Source organism: Aeromonas sp. MdU4 (genome assembly GCF_041929505.1).
Taxonomy (GTDB): Bacteria; Pseudomonadota; Gammaproteobacteria; order Enterobacterales; family Aeromonadaceae; genus Aeromonas.
The window spans coordinates 116,350-128,854 of record NZ_JBHFMW010000006.1 but is presented as its reverse complement, the minus strand read 5'-3'; the positions used below and the strand labels follow the sequence as shown (position 1 = coordinate 128,854).

Genomic DNA, 12,505 nt, shown 5'->3' with positions numbered 1-12,505 from the left:
GACCAAAGAAATTCAGTCGCGGATCTCCATAATGGCCACCATTCATTTTTATTGAAGGTGTCCGTCATGATCCCGGTTACTGCCCTTGGCGCCATCGCGGCGCTCTCCATCGCCATCTTCCTCATTCTGAAGAAGGTACCGCCTGCTTACGGCATGATCGTTGGCGCGCTCGCTGGCGGCCTGATTGGCGGAGCCGATTTGACCCAAACCGTTGCCCTGATGATTGGCGGCGCCCAGGGGATCACCACTGCGGTGATGCGGATCCTGGCGGCCGGTGTGTTGGCTGGCGTGCTGATTGAATCGGGCGCGGCGACCACCATCGCCGAAACCATCGTCAAGAAGCTGGGTGAAACCCGCGCTCTGCTGGCGCTTGCGTTGGCGACCCTGATCCTGACTGCGGTCGGCGTGTTCGTGGACGTGGCGGTGATCACGGTTGCTCCTATCGCGCTGGCCATCGCCCGTCGTGCTGACCTCTCCAAGGCGGCGATCCTGCTGGCGATGATCGGTGGCGGCAAGGCGGGCAACGTTATGTCCCCCAATCCCAACGCCATTGCGGCGGCTGACGCCTTCCATCTGCCCCTGACCTCGGTCATGGCGGCGGGCATCATTCCGGGTCTGTTCGGTCTGGTGATGGCCTACTGGCTGGCCAAGCGTCTCAACAACAAGGGCAGCAAGGTCGCCGCTGACGAGGTGGTGAGCTTCGAGGGCACCAAACTGCCGGGCTTTGCCGCTGCAATCAGCGCGCCGCTGGTGGCTATCCTGCTGCTGGCCCTGCGTCCGGTCGCCGGTATCGTGGTGGATCCGCTGATTGCGTTGCCCCTCGGTGGTCTGGTCGGCGCCCTGATGATGGGCAAGTTCAGCAAGGTGAACCAGTTTGCGGTCGCGGGTCTCTCCCGCATGGCGCCAGTCGCCATCATGCTGCTGGGCACCGGTACCCTGGCAGGCATCATCGCCAACTCGGGTCTGAAGGATGTGCTGATCAGCGGCCTGACCGCCTCCGGTTTGCCCTCCTATCTGCTGGCCCCCATCTCAGGTGCTCTGATGTCGCTGGCGACTGCCTCGACCACCGCCGGTACTGTAGTCGCGTCCAACGTATTCAGCTCAACCCTGATTGAGCTGGGGATCAGTGGTTTGGCGGGGGCGGCGATGATCCATGCCGGTGCCACCGTGTTTGACCACATGCCCCACGGCTCCTTCTTCCATGCTACTGGCGGCAGCGTCCACATGGGCGTGGGTGAGCGTCTCAAGCTCATCCCCTACGAAACCGCAGTCGGTCTGACCATTGCAGCTGTCTCCACCCTGATGTTTGGCGTGTTTGGCCTCGCCTAAGGAATTGATATGAAAATTGTTATTGCCCCCGATTCATTCAAGGAGAGTCTGAGCGCCATGGCGGTGGCTGATGCCATCGAGGCCGGTTTCAAACAGGTGCTGCCGAATGCCACCTACGTCAAACTGCCGATGGCTGATGGCGGTGAGGGCACGGTGCAATCGCTGGTCGATGCCACCGGTGGCCGCATTCTGCCGGTCGAAGTGACCGCACCGCTTGGCAACAAGGTACAGGGTTTCGTCGGCCTGCTGGGTGATGGCGAGCGTGCCGTCATCGAGATGGCCGCCGCCTCCGGTATTCATCTGGTCGCCCCCGAACAGCGCAATCCGTTGCTCACTTCCAGCTTCGGTACCGGCGAGCTGATCCTGGCCGCACTGGAGATGGGGGTGAAGCACCTGATCCTCGGTATCGGCGGCAGCGCCACCAATGACGGCGGTGCCGGCATGATCCAGGCGCTTGGCGGCAAGTTGCTTAAAGCCGATGGCTCTGCCATCGAGCTGGGTGGAACAGGTCTGGCAGAACTCGCGACCATCGACCTGAGCGCTCTGGATCCGCGCCTGAGCGATCTGGTGATCGAGGTGGCTTGCGATGTGAACAACCCGCTGTGCGGCCCGAAAGGCGCTTCCGCGGTGTTTGGCCCGCAGAAGGGGGCGACTCCCGAGATGGTGCTGCAGCTCGATGCCAACCTCTCCCGTTATGCCGACTGCATCGAGCAGGCCCTTGGCAAACAGGTGAAGGATATTCCGGGGGCGGGCGCCGCCGGTGGCATGGGAGCCGCGCTGGTCGGTCTGCTTGGTGCCGAGCTCAAGCCCGGCATCCAGATCGTCATCGAAGCCCTGAAACTGGCCGATGAAGTGGCCGATGCGGATCTGGTTATTACCGGTGAAGGGCGTATCGATAGCCAGACCATCCATGGCAAGACGCCAATCGGTGTCGCACGCTGTGCCAAGCAGTTCGGCAAGCCGGTGATCGGCATCTCCGGCTGTCTGACCGACGATTGCGGCGTGGTACACGAGCACGGGCTGGATGCGGTATTCGCCGTGGTCAACCGTGCCATGTCCCTGCCGGAAGCACTGGAGACCGCTAGCACCAACATTCAGCTGACCGCGCGCAATGTCGCTGCGCTCTATCGACTGCCCCGCTGATTTATGTTGGTTGATGCCCGACATCCGGGCATCAACCATCCCTTGCCCCATGAGGGCCATTCTCATCTGATGAGAAATCCGGTTGCCCTTAGCACTTTTCGCCGACCCCTTGTGGTCGGCTTTTTTTGTCTCCCCCCCCTCATCCTGGCTCTCGCCGTTCGCTTGGTTTCTATAGGCGCATGTCCCCCTTTGCGGCATAGTGGTTGAATCAAGTACAAGGAGAGACCCATGTTCCTGCTAACCTTGGGGGTTGTGCTGTTTGCCCTGATCCATCTCTACCCCTGCTTTGCAGTGGCCCATCGGGCGCGGCTGCGTGAACGGCTGGGTGAGAATCGCTACAAGGGGCTCTTCTCTCTGCTGGTGTTTGTCGCCATCGCTTGCATCATCGCAGGTTGGCGCAGTGCCAGCCCGTTGCCCCTCTACTTTTTGCCAGTGTGGGGGCCGGTGGCGATGATGGCGATGATGCCGGTTGCCTTGATCCTCCTCTGCTCCGGCCAGGGGGCCAATCATTTGCGCCGTTGGCTGGTTCATCCCCAACTGCTTGGCACCCTGCTGTGGGCAGCGGCTCATCTGTTGGTTAACAGCGAGGCGCGATCCTTGGTGCTGTTTGGCGGCATCGGGCTCTGGGCGCTGGTCAGCATCGTCTGGATTTCGGTGCGGGACTGGCAAAAATCGCCCCGTCCGGCAGCCAATTGGCGGATGACCGGTATCTGTGTCGGGGCCGGAGTGGCAGCCACGCTACTGCTGGTCTTCTGGGGCCACGGCTGGCTGACCGGCATCCCCCTGCATTGAGAGTGAACTGCGGTTGTCGTAACCGCGTATGATGGATAAAACAAAAGGAGTCTTGGCGATGAAATGGTTCACTCTGTTGCTTTTACTTGGCGCTGGCGCTGCCTCTGCGGCTTGCCCCGACTACTTCAATGTGGAGATGCGGGAGCTCAACAACTCTCAGCGTCACAACCTCTGTCAGCTGACCGAGGGCAAGGTGGTGCTGGTGGTCAACACCGCTTCCTATTGCGGTTACAGCGGCCAGTTCCGTGATCTGGAGAAGCTGTACCAGAGTTACAAGGATAAAGGGCTGATCATTCTGGGCTTCCCTTCCAACGACTTCTGGCAGGAGGCGGGTAACGAGCGCAAAACTGCCGAGGTGTGCCGCCGCGACTATGGGGTGACCTTCCCGATGTTCAATCGGGTGGCGGTGCGCGGATCCGATGCGGTGCCGCTATTCAAGGGGCTGGCTGCGGCCGCTGATGGCGATGAGCCGAACTGGAACTTTCACAAGTATCTGGTGGGGCGCGATGGCAAGCTGATCGCCAGCTACGGCGCCAACCAGAATCCGGCTGACGACCCCCTCAAGCTGCAGATCACCCGGGCTCTCGGACTCTGACCCTACCCCTTGGCGAGGAGCTCTGGAATAATGGGCTCCCGCTCCTCAATCTGGTTATGCTGTGCTGCAACGTCTCCCCCAAATGGTGATCTTCGATGCGCTGGTGCGCGAGCAGGGAATATCTGCCGCAGCCCGTCGGCTCGGGGTCTCCAAATCCCATATCAGCAAGCAGCTGGCGTTGCTGGAGACCTCCCTTGGCGCCCAGCTGGTGCAGCGCACTACCCGCCGCTTTGCCCTGACCGATCTGGGTCAGGAGTATGCCCGTCACTGTCATGCACTGGTGGCGGTGGCACAGGAAGCAGACTCGATGATCGCCGAACGGCGTGGCAAGGTGAGCGGAGTGCTCCATCTCGGGGTGGGCCAATCTTTTGGTCGCCTGCACGTCATTCCCCATCTCAAGGCGTTTCAGGACTGCTATCCCGAGCTTGAGCTGGAGGTCTCGCTGTTCGATCACCGCACCAATCTGGTGGATGAGGGGCTGGATCTTTGGCTCACCACCTATGAAGACAAACCGGAAGGGCTGGTAGGGCAGCGACTGGCCGACATTGGCTTCGTGCTGGCTGCCTCGCCGGATTACCTGCTGAGCCACGGCACCCCGCTCCATCCGAAGGATCTGGCTCAGCATAACTGCATCACCTATCAGAGCCGGGAGCGGCGCTATCACCAGTGGTCGTTCCGCCAGGGCAAGGAGCGCCAGACGGTGCAGGTGGCTGGCAACTACCGGGTGGATATGGCGGAAGCGGTGCGCGATGCGGCGCTGGCAGGACTCGGCATCGCCTATATCGCCAACTACTTGCTGGACAAGGAGTTGCAGAGCGGCAAGCTGATCCCGCTGTTGCCCGAGTGGCGGCCAAACCAGCAGATGGCGGTGCACGCGGTTTATGCCAGGCGTGAACATCTGGATCCCAAGATCCGCCTCTGCATCGATTTCCTCAAGACCCGCTTTGGTCCCGAACCCTACTGGGAGCAACGACTTGCCCCCTGGCTTGGGGGGAAATTGTCCGGCAGTGAGGAATGATTGTTTCTGAGTAGAAACTCTGGATTTCGCGTGATACCAAAATTGAGCCAAATCAGCCAGTTGGCGCAACCGATATCGTGAAAACGTTTTTGCTAACAGAGCTGTAACCAAGTGGGCTTGCAGTGACGGGGTGAGAGGCGCAGAATCCGCGCCCATCTTTTGCCCCACCTGATGGAGTCCCTATGATTGCCCTGCTCGGCATCCTGAGTATCCTGGCGCTCGCCGTGATCTGCTCTGATAATCGTCGTCGTATCCCGCTGCGAACAGTTGGCCTTGCCCTCTGCCTGCAAGTCATGTTTGCCGGTCTGGTGCTCTGGCTGCCTGCCGGTCAGCACGTGCTGAACGGGGTCAGCGAGAGCGTCAGTAGCGTGATCGGTTATGGTCAGGAGGGGATCGCCTTCCTGTTCGGCGATCTGGCCAAGTTCAAACTGGGCTTCATCTTTGCTTTCAACGTGTTGCCAGTCATCATCTTCTTCTCTGCGGTGATCGCCATCCTCTACCACATCGGCATCATGCCGCGGGTGATCGCCCTGCTGGGCGGTGGTCTGCAAAAGCTGCTGGGTACCGGTCGTGCCGAGAGCCTCTCCGCCACTGCCAACATCTTTGTCGGCATGGTGGAAGCGCCGCTGGTGGTCAAGCCATACCTCTCCAAGATGTCAGATTCCCAATTCTTCGCGGTGATGAGTTGCGGTCTGGCCTCGGTCGCTGGCGGTACTCTGGTGGGTTACGCCAGTATCGGTGTCGAGCTGAAATATCTGATTGCGGCCGCCTTCATGTCCGCGCCAGCGGGTTTGGCAATGGCCAAGATCCTGGTGCCGCCTGCGGCTGAAGAGATCGATCACCATCAGGATGTAGAAATCCCTCGTGCGACCAACGTGATTGAAGCGGCTGCCGATGGTGCCATGGCGGGCCTCAACATCGCCGTGGCTGTTGGCGCAACTCTGCTCGCCTTCGTCGGCGTGATTGCCATGCTCAATGGTTTGCTGGGCTGGGCTGGTGGTCTGGTAGGGCTGGATCTGAGCTTCCAGATCATTCTGGGCTGGCTGTTTGCACCGGTATCCTGGTTGATCGGTGTGCCTTGGGAGCAGGCACAGGCGGCGGGTGCCCTGATCGGCACCAAGATTGTGGTCAACGAGTTTGTCGCTTTTATCGGTCTGGTGCAGGATCAGACGCTGAGTGCGTCGAGCAAAGCCATCGTGACTTTCGCCCTGTGCGGTTTCGCCAACATCTCCTCCATGGCGATCCTGATCGGCGGTCTGGGTGCCATGGTGCCGGAGCGCAAAGGGTTCATCGCCCGTTATGGCATGCGTGCCATTCTCTCCGGCGTGCTGGCGAACCTGATGAGTGCCTGTCTGGCCGGTCTGTTCCTCGCCCTGTAACGGGTGGCGACATCATCGAATGCAACAAGGGCGCCGTGATGGCGCCCTTGTTGTTTTATCAGAGCAAGACCCGCTGGTCGGCGGGTCGGTTTGTCTGCTCAGTCGACGTAGAAAGTCTGCTGGAAGGTGAGGTTTTGCTGCTGCCCGCCGCCCATGATCTTCAGGGTGAACTGATAGGTATCTTCATTGCGATAGGGGAGGGTCGCCAGATAGTAGATGGCATCCCCCTCTTTTACCTCCTGAAAGCTCAACGTGCGGATGGTGCCGGTCAGGTTTTTGGCCTCACCTGTGATGCCGACAGCCTGTGCTTTGCCTTGTTTGTCCTGTACCGCAATATTGATGATGCCGTTGTAGCGGCTGCGCTCCAGCCCGTAGGTTTTGGCCACCTCGGGGGTGAGGAAGCTGGAGTTGAAGGCGTTGTAGTGCACCTGCCAGGGGCCCAGCTCCTTCATCTGTTCTGCCTTGAGTGGCAGGGTTATCAGCAGTGCCAGCAGGCAGCTTGTCCAGGCTGTTTTCATCTGTCATCCCTCTCGTATCAACTGTTGGCTCAGACCGTTTCGTTCAGCAGTGCACTTATTTCCGGTGGCAACTGTTTGGGGCAGTCGATGGCGACGGTTTTGTGCCGCCCCAGCTCACCCCGCACTATGGTGACCTGCCCCTTGGCCACCTTGAACTGCTTGGCCAGAAACTTGATCAAATGGCTGTTGGCCTGGCCATCGACGGGCGGTGCAGTGATGGCCACTTTCAACTCTTCACCGTGCAATCCGACGATCTGATCCCGACTCGCCTTGGGCTGGATCACCAGATGCAGTACCAGTTCATCCCCTTGTTGCAGGACGGCTGGCATCAAATCATCCACCACAGCTGGCCGAACAGGTCACCCAGCAGATAGTTGATGGCTTGCAGGCCGATAAAGGCGACCAGTACCGACAGATCCAGCCCACCCAGTGCCGGCAGCACGCGGCGAATAGGGGCCAGGAATGGCTCGGTCAGTTGATGCATCACGTATTCGATCGGGTTGCGGCCCTGGCTGACCCAGCTCAGGATGGCGCGGATCAGCAGCACCCAGAAAATCATTGAACCCGCTTTCTTCAGTACGGTGAGGGCAGCGAACAGGCTGATGCTGAGCCAGTCGGCCATCAGCACGTTCATGCTCTTGAGCAGGGCCAGCTTGATGAACGCAACGGCTAGTGCCAGCACCACGGAGGCGAGATCGATGCCGCCCAAGCCCGGAATGATGCGGCGAAGCGGGATTACCAGCGGATTGGTCAGTTTGACCACCATCTGGCTCATCGGGTTGTAGAAGTCGGCGCGCGCCCACTGCAGCCAGACGCGCAGCAGCACCACCATCAGGTAGAGATCGAAAACGGTGTTAATCAGAAAGTAAGCAGTGTTCATCTGGGCTCCTGTTAGAAGAGGGTTTCCATTTCGGTGGCGCGAGCGACGGCCGCCTGCATGGCTTGCGCAGTCAGCGGCATCAGCCCCTGCTGCTGGAAGGTGTTGATTGCCTCAAAGGTGGTCCCGCCCTTGCTGGTTACCTGCTCACGCAGGGTTTGCAGCGACAGTTCGGGATTTTGTTCCACCATGGCGGCGGCGCCCAGCGCGGTCTGCTGCACCAGCAGGCGTGCCTGCTCGGGCGAGAAGCCCATCGCCTCTGCCTCTTCGGCGATGGCCTGCATAAAGAGGAAGAAGTAGGCCGGAGCACTGCCCGCTGCGGCGATAACGCCGTTGATGCCGGACTCTTGCTCCACCCAAAGGGTCTTGCCGACCGCCTGCATCATCTGCTCGGCAAAGTCGCGGTCGCTGGCAACGATATGTTCCGGGGCGTAGAGGCCGGTCATCCCCAGACCCAGCAGGGCCGGGGTATTGGGCATGGTGCGGATGATGCGGTGGTGGCCACCGGCCATCTCGCCAAGGCGCGCCACCTTGATACCGGCAGCGATGGAGATAAGCAGCTTGCTCTCCAGAGAGCCCAGCTCGGCAACCAGCGCCGCCAGCATGCCAGCCATCAGCTGTGGCTTGACCGCCAGCACGATCACCTCGGCATCGCGGGCCGCCTCGGCATTGGATTGGGTAGTGCGAATGCCGTAGTCGCTGGCCAGCGCTTCCAGCTTGGGCAGACTGGGGTTGGCGGCGGTGATCTGCCCGGCGGGATAACCCGCCTTGACCAGTCCGGCAATGATGCTGCGGCTCATGTTGCCCGCGCCGATAAAGGCCAGAGTTCTATGCTGCATCAGATGCTCCTGTTGCACATGCGGTCACTGCGGGGCTTGTGCTGCCTGCACCGCCTGACGCCAAGATTCGGTATTTCATCAAACGCTCCTGTTGATGAAGTTGCTGCAAGAGGTGGCTGCCTGAGCCATCCACCAGTCTTGCTTATGGGTAGTCACGGGCGCCGAAGATGGCGGTACCGACTCGCACCATGGTGCTGCCGTGGGCGATCGCCAGCTCGAGATCTTCGGTCATTCCCATCGAGAGGGTATCCACCGTGGGGTATTGTCGCGCAAGTTCGGTGAACAGAGTCTGCATGCGGGCCATTTGGGCGGCCAATACGCTCTCGTCGCTGGTGTGTTCGGGAATGGCCATCAGGCCGCGCAGCACCAGTCGTTCACTCTGGGAGACCAGCTTGGCAAGGCGGAAAATCTCTTGTTCCGACGTTCCGGATTTGCTGCTCTCTCCGCTAATATTGATTTGCAGACAAACATTTAGCGGTGCCATTGAGGCAGGGCGCTGGTTGTTGAGGCGGTCGATCAGCTTGTCCCGATCCACGCTCTGTACCCAGTCGAACCGTTCGGCAACCAGCTTGGATTTGTTCGATTGCAAAGGGCCGATAAAGTGCCACTCTATATCGCTATATTCGGGTTGCGGGCGCAAGCTGTCGATCTTGGCTGCTGCTTCCTGGGCGTAGGATTCGCCAAATGAGCGCTGACCTGCGGCATGAGCGGCCACGATAGCATCAAGGGGCTTGGTTTTGCTCACGGCAAGCAGGCTGACCTGCTGCAGGTTGCGGTTTGCCCGTTCGGCGGCTTGGGCAATACGTTCCTTTACCTGAAACAGGTGCTGGGCAATCTGGTTCATATTTCGTTAGTGATCTTGTGATGGGAGAATGACAAATCTATGGATATCACAGAGTTATTGGCTTTCAGTGTAAAGCATAAAGCCTCGGATCTACACCTCTCGGCCGGGGTTCCCCCGATGATCAGGGTTGATGGTGAGGTTCGCAAGATCAATTTGCCCGCTCTCGAACATCGGGAGGTGCATGCCCTTATTTACGACATAATGAACGACCATCAGCGCAAGGAGCTGGAGGAGAACTTCGAGGTCGACTTTTCGTTCGAGGTGCCCAATCTGGCCCGTTTCCGGGTCAACGCCTTCCAGCAGGCGCGCGGTTCGGGGGCGGTGTTTCGTACCATCCCCAGCACCGTGCTGAGCCTCGAAGATCTCGATGCGCCGGAGATCTTCCGCAAGATTGCCGAGTTCCCGCGCGGTCTGGTGCTGGTGACCGGCCCGACCGGCTCCGGTAAATCGACCACCCTGGCGGCCATGGTCAACTACATCAACGAGAACTTCCATCACCACATTCTTACCATCGAAGACCCTATCGAATTCGTGCACGAGAATAAGCGCTGTCTGGTGAACCAGCGGGAAGTACACCGGGATACCAAGAGCTTCAGCAACGCCCTGCGCTCGGCACTGCGTGAAGACCCGGACATCATTCTGGTGGGTGAGATGCGTGACCTTGAAACTATTCGCCTCGCCATGACCGCGGCCGAGACTGGCCACCTGGTGTTCGGCACCCTGCACACCTCGTCGGCGGCCAAGACCATCGACCGTATCATCGACGTCTTTCCCGGCGCAGAGAAAGACATGGTGCGCTCCATGCTCTCTGAATCCCTGCGGGCGGTTATATCCCAGACCCTGCTCAAGCGCATCGGTGGCGGTCGGGTGGCAGCCCACGAGATCATGATGGGGATCCCGGCGGTGCGTAACCTCATTCGGGAGGACAAGATTGCCCAGCTCTACTCGGTGATCCAGACCGGTATGACCCACGGCATGCAGACCATGGATCAGAGCCTCAAACAGCTGGTCAGTCGCGGTGTGGTGGCTTCTCTCGATGCCAAGGCCAAGGCCGTCGATCCCAACAGCGTCTAAGGGAATGGAGCCCAGGGAGGGATAAATGATGAATCTGGATGATCTGCTAAGCCAGCTGGTCGAGCGCAAGGGATCGGATCTGTTTGTGACGGTGGGTTCGCCGCCCACCCTCAAGGTGAACGGCCATCTGCTGTCGCTGGGGGGCGAGGCGCTCGACAAAAAGGGGGCGCTGACCCTGGTTCGGGAGACCCTCAGCAGCGATCACTTCGAGCGTTACGTCCGCACCAAGGAGGCCAACTATGCCATTCATCGTGAGGCGTTAGGTCGTTTTCGGGTCAGCGCCTTCTGGCAGCAGGAGTTGCCCGGTATGGTGGTGCGTCGCATCGAGACCCGCATTCCCACCTTTGAAGACCTGCAACTGCCCGTCATTCTGCAGGAGGTTGCGTTGGCCAAGCGCGGGCTGGTGCTGTTTGTCGGCGCCACCGGGGCGGGCAAGTCGACCACCCAGGCGACCATGATTGGCTATCGCAACCAGAATGCCGATGGCCACATTCTGACGGTGGAAGACCCGGTAGAATTCATCCACCAGCATGGTCGCAGCCTGATCACCCAGCGTGAGGTGGGGATCGATACCGAGTCGTTCGATGTGGCGCTGAAAAGTTCGCTGCGTCAGGCGCCGGATGTGATCCTGATCGGTGAGATCAGAAGCTCGGAGACCATGGAGTTTGCTCTGCAGTTTGCCGAAACGGGCCACCTCTGCCTTGCCACCCTGCATGCCAACAACGCCAACCAGGCGCTGGATCGCATTTTGCATCTGGTGCCGCAGGATAAGCATCGCCAGTTCCTGTTCGATCTCTCCTTCAACCTCAAGGCCATCGTGGCTCAGCAGCTGGTACCGAGTATCGATGGCAAGCGGCGCTGTGCGGCGTTCGAGATCCTGCTCAACACCCCGCTTATCACCGATATCATTCGCAAGGGGGAGATGCACCGGCTCAAGGAGGTGATGACCAAATCCAGCGAGCTTGGCATGCAAACCTTCGATCAATCGCTGTTTAGCCTGTTCTGCTCCGGCCAGATTGGCTACAGTGAGGCCCTTGCCCATGCCGACTCGGCCAACGACCTGCGGCTGCTGATCAAGCTCTCTGGCCGTGATCAGCTTGGTACAGGCACGCTGGATAATGTGACGCTGGATGAATGAACAATGGAGCCGAGCTGCGGCTCGGCCCCACGCACTAAAGGAACCTTATGCTGATTGTGGTCTCCCCGGCCAAGACGCTGGATTATGAGTCACCGCTGGTGACAACCCGATTCACTCAACCCGAACTGCTGGATCACTCCGCAGAACTCATCAAGCGGGCTCGCCAACTGAGCCCGGATCAAATCGCCACTCTGATGAAGATCAGCGACAAGCTGGCGGGCCTCAACGCCGCTCGCTTTGCCCAGTGGCAGCCCGATTTCAACCCGACCAACGCCCGTCAGGCATTGTTGGCCTTCAAGGGGGATGTCTATACCGGACTGGCGGTAGAAGATTTCAGCGAGGCTGATTTTGACTTCGCTCAGGCGCATCTGCGGATGCTCTCCGGTCTCTACGGTGTGTTGCGCCCACTCGATTTGATGATGCCCTACCGTCTGGAGATGGGAACCCGGCTCGAGAATGACCGTGGCAAGGATCTCTACCAGTTCTGGGGCGAGGTGATCACTCACCACCTCAATGATGCGCTGGCCGCACAGGGGGATGAGGTGTTGATCAATCTGGCTTCTGACGAGTATTTCAAGTCGGTGCGACCCAAGAACCTGAAAGGGCGGATCGTCACCCCGGTGTTCAAGGATGAGAAGAACGGCCAGTTCAAGATCATCAGCTTCTACGCCAAGAAGGCGCGCGGCATGATGGCTCGCCATATCATCAAGCACCGTCTGACCGAGGTAGAGCAACTGACCGGTTTCAACGCTGAGGGCTACTACTTCGTGCCGGAAGAGTCGGACGCCCATACCCTGATGTTTAAACGCGCCGAAAATTAATTACAAAAAGAGGGAACCAATCTGCTGACCCACGGGTCTTAATATGTGAATCCTCTGTTGTAAGCACTTTTTATTCGCCGACGTTTGATACGTCGGCTTTTTTATTGTCTGTTTTTCTTGTCCATCGATTGTCTTCGC

General features: G+C 59.5%; 14 protein-coding genes. 9 read left to right on the top strand and 5 right to left on the bottom strand.

Going from position 1 to position 12,505, the window contains the following annotated elements; translation table 11 throughout:
• The first annotated feature begins 66 nt into the window (after window positions 1-66).
• The 6 genes from ACE1BR_RS04290 (at window position 67) to ACE1BR_RS04265 (ending at window position 6,256) form a co-directional block, all read left to right on the top strand.
• Window positions 67-1,329 (top strand): GntP family permease, encoded by a 1,263-nt coding sequence (locus ACE1BR_RS04290; RefSeq protein WP_374867908.1) that lies wholly within the window; start codon window positions 67-69, stop codon window positions 1,327-1,329.
• Window positions 1,330-1,338: 9 nt separating this feature from the next.
• Complete coding sequence (locus ACE1BR_RS04285) at window positions 1,339-2,472, top strand: glycerate kinase (RefSeq protein WP_374867906.1); 1,134 nt, start codon at window positions 1,339-1,341, stop codon at window positions 2,470-2,472.
• A gap of 228 nt (window positions 2,473-2,700) precedes the next feature.
• Entirely contained in the window at window positions 2,701-3,264 is a 564-nt protein-coding gene (locus tag ACE1BR_RS04280; protein WP_374867904.1) for an NnrU family protein, read from the top strand.
• Between the two features lie 58 nt (window positions 3,265-3,322).
• Complete coding sequence (locus tag ACE1BR_RS04275) at window positions 3,323-3,859, top strand: glutathione peroxidase (RefSeq protein WP_374867902.1); 537 nt, start codon at window positions 3,323-3,325, stop codon at window positions 3,857-3,859.
• A gap of 82 nt (window positions 3,860-3,941) precedes the next feature.
• Window positions 3,942-4,877 carry a LysR family transcriptional regulator gene (locus ACE1BR_RS04270; protein WP_374868069.1) on the top strand — a complete coding sequence of 312 codons (936 nt, stop codon included), beginning with the start codon at window positions 3,942-3,944 and terminating at the stop codon, window positions 4,875-4,877.
• A gap of 182 nt (window positions 4,878-5,059) precedes the next feature.
• Entirely contained in the window at window positions 5,060-6,256 is a 1,197-nt protein-coding gene (locus ACE1BR_RS04265; RefSeq protein ID WP_374867900.1) for a NupC/NupG family nucleoside CNT transporter, read from the top strand.
• Between the two features lie 98 nt (window positions 6,257-6,354).
• Here the strand turns inward: ACE1BR_RS04265 and ACE1BR_RS04260 are convergent, their stop codons facing one another.
• The 5 genes from ACE1BR_RS04260 to ACE1BR_RS04240 all read right to left on the bottom strand — a co-directional run bounded on the left by ACE1BR_RS04260 (window position 6,355) and on the right by ACE1BR_RS04240 (window position 9,334).
• Window positions 6,355-6,774 (bottom strand): DUF4426 domain-containing protein, encoded by a 420-nt coding sequence (locus ACE1BR_RS04260; protein WP_374867898.1) that lies wholly within the window; start codon window positions 6,772-6,774, stop codon window positions 6,355-6,357.
• Between the two features lie 29 nt (window positions 6,775-6,803).
• A complete protein-coding gene (yggU, locus tag ACE1BR_RS04255; RefSeq protein ID WP_374867896.1) occupies window positions 6,804-7,103 on the bottom strand; it encodes a DUF167 family protein YggU in 300 nt (99 codons plus the stop codon).
• A complete protein-coding gene (locus tag ACE1BR_RS04250; RefSeq protein WP_374867894.1) occupies window positions 7,103-7,654 on the bottom strand; it encodes a YggT family protein in 552 nt (183 codons plus the stop codon). The genes yggU and ACE1BR_RS04250 overlap by 1 nt, the downstream gene beginning before the upstream one ends.
• An 11-nt stretch (window positions 7,655-7,665) precedes the next feature.
• The gene (proC, locus tag ACE1BR_RS04245; RefSeq protein ID WP_374867892.1) at window positions 7,666-8,490 is read right to left on the bottom strand and encodes a pyrroline-5-carboxylate reductase; all 825 of its coding nucleotides are present in this window, start codon (window positions 8,488-8,490) and stop codon (window positions 7,666-7,668) included.
• A gap of 142 nt (window positions 8,491-8,632) precedes the next feature.
• Complete coding sequence (locus ACE1BR_RS04240) at window positions 8,633-9,334, bottom strand: YggS family pyridoxal phosphate-dependent enzyme (RefSeq protein WP_374867890.1); 702 nt, start codon at window positions 9,332-9,334, stop codon at window positions 8,633-8,635.
• 39 nt (window positions 9,335-9,373) lie between these two features.
• Between ACE1BR_RS04240 and tapT the strand changes: the two genes are divergently transcribed.
• Genes tapT through yaaA form a run of 3 tightly spaced genes read left to right on the top strand, consistent with a single transcriptional unit; the run spans window position 9,374 to window position 12,367 of the window.
• Window positions 9,374-10,408, top strand: a complete 1,035-nt coding sequence (gene tapT, locus ACE1BR_RS04235; protein WP_234662958.1) for a type IVa pilus ATPase TapT — start codon at window positions 9,374-9,376, stop codon at window positions 10,406-10,408.
• Between the two features lie 28 nt (window positions 10,409-10,436).
• Complete coding sequence (tapU, locus tag ACE1BR_RS04230) at window positions 10,437-11,546, top strand: type IVa pilus ATPase TapU (RefSeq protein WP_374868067.1); 1,110 nt, start codon at window positions 10,437-10,439, stop codon at window positions 11,544-11,546.
• 47 nt (window positions 11,547-11,593) lie between these two features.
• Window positions 11,594-12,367 carry a peroxide stress protein YaaA gene (yaaA, locus tag ACE1BR_RS04225; protein WP_374867888.1) on the top strand — a complete coding sequence of 258 codons (774 nt, stop codon included), beginning with the start codon at window positions 11,594-11,596 and terminating at the stop codon, window positions 12,365-12,367.
• Window positions 12,368-12,505: the final 138 nt, after the last annotated feature.

What these genes read in the sequence shown, in the direction of transcription:
- ACE1BR_RS04290 (WP_374867908.1), top strand. Translation starts at nt 67, where the DNA reads ATGATCCCGGTTACTGCCCTTGGCGCCATCGCGGCGCTCTCCATCGCC.
- ACE1BR_RS04285 (WP_374867906.1), top strand. Translation starts at nt 1,339, where the DNA reads ATGAAAATTGTTATTGCCCCCGATTCATTCAAGGAGAGTCTGAGCGCC.
- ACE1BR_RS04280 (WP_374867904.1), top strand. Translation starts at nt 2,701, where the DNA reads ATGTTCCTGCTAACCTTGGGGGTTGTGCTGTTTGCCCTGATCCATCTC.
- ACE1BR_RS04275 (WP_374867902.1), top strand. Translation starts at nt 3,323, where the DNA reads ATGAAATGGTTCACTCTGTTGCTTTTACTTGGCGCTGGCGCTGCCTCT.
- ACE1BR_RS04270 (WP_374868069.1), top strand. Translation starts at nt 3,942, where the DNA reads ATGGTGATCTTCGATGCGCTGGTGCGCGAGCAGGGAATATCTGCCGCA.
- ACE1BR_RS04265 (WP_374867900.1), top strand. Translation starts at nt 5,060, where the DNA reads ATGATTGCCCTGCTCGGCATCCTGAGTATCCTGGCGCTCGCCGTGATC.
- ACE1BR_RS04260 (WP_374867898.1), bottom strand. Translation starts at nt 6,774, where the DNA reads ATGAAAACAGCCTGGACAAGCTGCCTGCTGGCACTGCTGATAACCCTG.
- yggU (WP_374867896.1), bottom strand. Translation starts at nt 7,103, where the DNA reads ATGCCAGCCGTCCTGCAACAAGGGGATGAACTGGTACTGCATCTGGTG.
- ACE1BR_RS04250 (WP_374867894.1), bottom strand. Translation starts at nt 7,654, where the DNA reads ATGAACACTGCTTACTTTCTGATTAACACCGTTTTCGATCTCTACCTG.
- proC (WP_374867892.1), bottom strand. Translation starts at nt 8,490, where the DNA reads ATGCAGCATAGAACTCTGGCCTTTATCGGCGCGGGCAACATGAGCCGC.
- ACE1BR_RS04240 (WP_374867890.1), bottom strand. Translation starts at nt 9,334, where the DNA reads ATGAACCAGATTGCCCAGCACCTGTTTCAGGTAAAGGAACGTATTGCC.
- tapT (WP_234662958.1), top strand. Translation starts at nt 9,374, where the DNA reads ATGGATATCACAGAGTTATTGGCTTTCAGTGTAAAGCATAAAGCCTCG.
- tapU (WP_374868067.1), top strand. Translation starts at nt 10,437, where the DNA reads ATGAATCTGGATGATCTGCTAAGCCAGCTGGTCGAGCGCAAGGGATCG.
- yaaA (WP_374867888.1), top strand. Translation starts at nt 11,594, where the DNA reads ATGCTGATTGTGGTCTCCCCGGCCAAGACGCTGGATTATGAGTCACCG.